This window comes from Streptomyces sporangiiformans, from assembly GCF_005768555.2.
GTDB lineage: Bacteria > Actinomycetota > Actinomycetes > Streptomycetales > Streptomycetaceae > Streptomyces > Streptomyces sporangiiformans.
Window position 1 is genome coordinate 1 of the sequence record NZ_VCHX02000018.1, and the last position, 3842, is coordinate 3842.

Genomic DNA, 3842 nt, shown 5'->3' on the forward strand with positions numbered 1-3842 from the left:
GTCCGTGGTTCGGCGGTCAACCAGGACGGTGCGTCCAATGGTCTGACGGCGCCGAACGGCCCCTCCCAGCAACGCGTCATCCGCCAGGCCTTCGCCAACGCCCGGCTCTCCCCGGCCGACGTGGACGCGGTCGAGGCGCACGGTACCGGCACCGCGCTCGGTGACCCGATCGAGGCGCAGGCGCTGCTCGCCACCTACGGCCAGGACCGCGATGCCGACCAGCCGTTGTGGCTCGGTTCCATCAAGTCGAACATCGGCCACTCCCAGGCGGCCGCCGGTGTCGCCGGCGTCATCAAGATGGTCATGGCCATGCGCCACGGCATCCTGCCGCGCACCTTGCACGCCGATGAGCCCACGCCCGAGGTCGACTGGGAGTCCGGCGCCGTCTCGCTGCTCCACGCCGCCACCCCGTGGCCGGCCTCCGGCAGGCCCTACCGCGCCGCCGTGTCGGCCTTCGGCATCAGCGGCACCAACGCGCACGCCATCCTCGAAGCGGCCCCGGCCGAGCAAGCGGCCGTCGCAGGGCGCACCGCCCACGGCGCGTACGCCGCCCCCGCCGAGCAGGCCGTCCCGGTCGGTCACCGCGAACAGCCCGGAGCGCACGGCATGTTCGCGTCGACCGAGGGTGCCGCCCCGCTGCCGTGGGTCCTGTCCGCCCGGACCCCGCAGGCCCTCGCGGCACAGGCGGATCGGCTCCGGCGGCACGTCGCCGAACTGCCCGGCGCATCCGTCGCCGACATCGGCCACGCACTGGCCACCACCAGGTCCGCCCTCGATCACCGTGCCGCGGTCGTCGGCCGCGACACCGAGGAGTTCCTGCGCGGTCTGGCCGCCCTCGCCGAGGGCACACCGGCGCCGCACACGGTGACGGGCGAGCAGCGGCCCGCGGGCAAGCTCGCGGTGCTCTTCACCGGGCAGGGCAGCCAGCGTGCGGCCATGGGGCGTGAACTGCACGCTGCGTACCCCGTGTTCGCCGAGGCGTTCGACGCGGTCTGCGCCGAGCTCGACCAGCATCTCGAACGGCCGCTGAAGGAGGTCCTGTTCGCCGCCGAAGGCACCGCCGACGCGGCGCTGCTCGACCGCACCGACTTCACGCAGGCCGCCCTGTTCGCCGTCGAGGCCGCCCTGTACCGGCTCGTCGAGGCCCACGGCATCCGGCCCGCCTACCTGATGGGCCACTCCATCGGCGAGCTGACCGCCGCCCACGTCGCGGGCGTTCTGTCGACGGCCGACGCCGCCGCCCTGGTCGCCGCGCGCGGCCGCCTCATGCAGGCCCTGCCCTCCGGCGGCGTGATGATCGCGCTGCAGGCCACCGAGAAGGAGGTACTGCCCCAACTGGCAGGCCACGAGGAGCGGTTGAGCATCGCCGCCGTCAACGGCCCCACCGCCACGGTGATCGCCGGAGACGCGGACGCCGCCGAGGCGGTGGCCGAGCACTGGCGGGCCCAGGGCCGCAAGGCCAAGCGCCTGAACGTCAGCCACGCCTTCCACTCGCCGCGCATGGAGCCCATGCTCGCCGAGTTCGCCCGCGTCGCCGAGCGCCTGACCTACGCGGCTCCGCGGATCCCGGTCGTGTCGAACGTCACCGGCGCGGTCGCGGACGTCGTGTCGCCCGACTACTGGGTGCGGCACGTCCGGCAGGCCGTCCGCTTCCTCGACGGCATGCGGGCTCTCGACTCGCTCGGCGTGACCACGTATCTGGAGCTCGGTCCCGACGGTGTCCTCACCGGCCTCGGCCAGGACTGCCTGCCCGGCGACGCCGGCGCCCTGTTCGTGGCCGTGCAGCGGGCCGGGCGCCCGGAGCCGCAGGCGCTGACCACCGCGCTCGCGACCCTGCACGTCCACGGCGCCACGGTCGACCTGGCGGCGGCCTTCGCCGGACACCGTACGCGCCATGTCGACCTGCCGACCTACGCCTTCCAGCGCAAGCAGTACTGGCTCGCCCCCGCGGGCCGGGGCGTCGGTGACGTGTCGTCGGCCGGGCTCGACGCGGCACACCACCCGATGCTCGCGGCGGCCACCGACCTGCCCGATGGAGGCGGCACGCTGTTCACCGGCCTGGTCTCGCGGCGCACCCACCCGTGGCTCGCCGACCACGCCGTGGCCGGTGAGGTGCTTCTGCCGGGTACGGCCTTCGTGGAGCTGGCCATGGTCGCCGGCGACAGTGTGGACTGCGACCGGCTCGACGAGCTCACGCTCGAAGCACCGCTGGTGCTGCCCGAACGCGGCGGCGTGCGCCTGCGCGTCGTCGTCGGCGAACCCGACGACGAGGGCGGCCGCTCCGTGACCCTCCACTCGCGGCCCGAGGACGCCGCGGCGGACCAGCCGTGGATCCGTAACGGCAGCGGTTGGCTCTCGCCCACCCCGCCAGAGCCCGACTTCGACTTCGCCGTGTGGCCACCGGCCGACGCCACCCCGGTTGACACCGCGGACCTGTACACGGGCCTCACCGAAGCCGGACTCGGGTACGGACCGGCCTTCCAGGGGCTGCGCGCTGCGTGGCGGCAGGGTGACGACGTCTTCGCCGAAGTGGCGCTGCCAGAGGCGCAGCGCGAGGCTGCGGGTACCTTCGGCCTGCACCCGGCGCTGCTCGACGCCGCGCTGCACGCGGTCGCACTCGGCGGACTCGTCGAGAACGCCGGCGGGCCCGGCCTGCCCTTCGCCTGGTCCGGGGTGTCCGTGCACGCCATCGGCGCCGCGACACTGCGCGTACGGATCTCGCCGGCGGGCGGCCACAGCGTGACCCTTGCCGTCGCGGACGGCACCGGTGTGCCCGTGGCGGTCGTCGAGTCCCTCGCGTTCCGCCCGCTCGCCGCGAAGGCGCTCACCGACGGCCACCAGGACCGCGCGAACGCCTCCCTGTATCTGATCGACTGGACCACCGTCCCGGCACCCGAGGTCCCCGGACAACTCGGCGCCTGGGCGGTGCTCGGCGCCGACGACTTCGGCATCGGCGCCGCCATGGCCGAGGCCGGCACCCTCGTGGAGACCCACGAGGACCTGACCGCCCTCGCCCGGACCACGAAGTCCACCGGAGCGGCACCCGACGTGGTCGTCATCTCCTGCCCGCCCGGCGCCGCGCCCCGCGAGCAGACCTGCCGGATCCTGGAACTGCTCCAGGGCTGGCTCGCCGACGAGACCCTGACCGCGTCCCGGCTGCTGGTGGTGACCCGCGGCGCGGTCACGGCCACCGCCGCGGAGACGGGGAAGACTGGGCCGGACCTCGCCGGTGCCGCCGTGTGGGGCCTGCTGCGCTCGGCGCAGTCGGAGAACCCGGACCGCATCCTCCTCGTCGACCTCGACCCGGGCGCCGCCCCCGGCACCCTGACCCTGCCCCTCGTGGCCGGCCTCGACGAGCCCCAGCTCGCGGTTCGCGCGGGCCGGGCGCTCGCGCCTCGCCTCGCCCGGTCCGGCTCGTCTGCGGCCATGCTGCCCCCGGCGGGGGAGCGCGCCTGGCACCTGGCCACGACGGGCGAGGGCACCCTGGAGAACCTGTCGCTCGTCCCGAGCCCGGACGCCCTGGAGCCTTTGGCCGAGGGCGAGGTCCGTGTCGCCGTGCGCGCCGCCGGCGTCAACTTCCGCGACGCCCTCATCGCGCTCGGCATGTACCCCGGCGCGGCGACCCTCGGCAGCGAGGGCGCGGGCGTGGTCACCGAGGTCGGCCCCGGGGTGACGGAACTGGCAGTCGGCGACCGCGTCATGGGCCTGATCGGCCACAGCTTCGGCCCGTACGCCGTCACCGACAGCCGATTCCTGGCACGCGTCCCGGACGACTGGTCGTTCGAGCGGGCGGCGACGACGCCGATTGTGTTCCTGACGGCGTTGTTCGGGCTGCGGGATCT

1 protein-coding gene is annotated in these 3842 nt (G+C 74.8%); it reads left to right on the forward strand.

Going from position 1 to position 3842, the window contains the following annotated elements:
• On the forward strand, window positions 1–3842 hold a 3842-nt coding region (locus tag FGD71_RS00535), incomplete at both ends, for an acyltransferase domain-containing protein (RefSeq protein ID WP_119098357.1).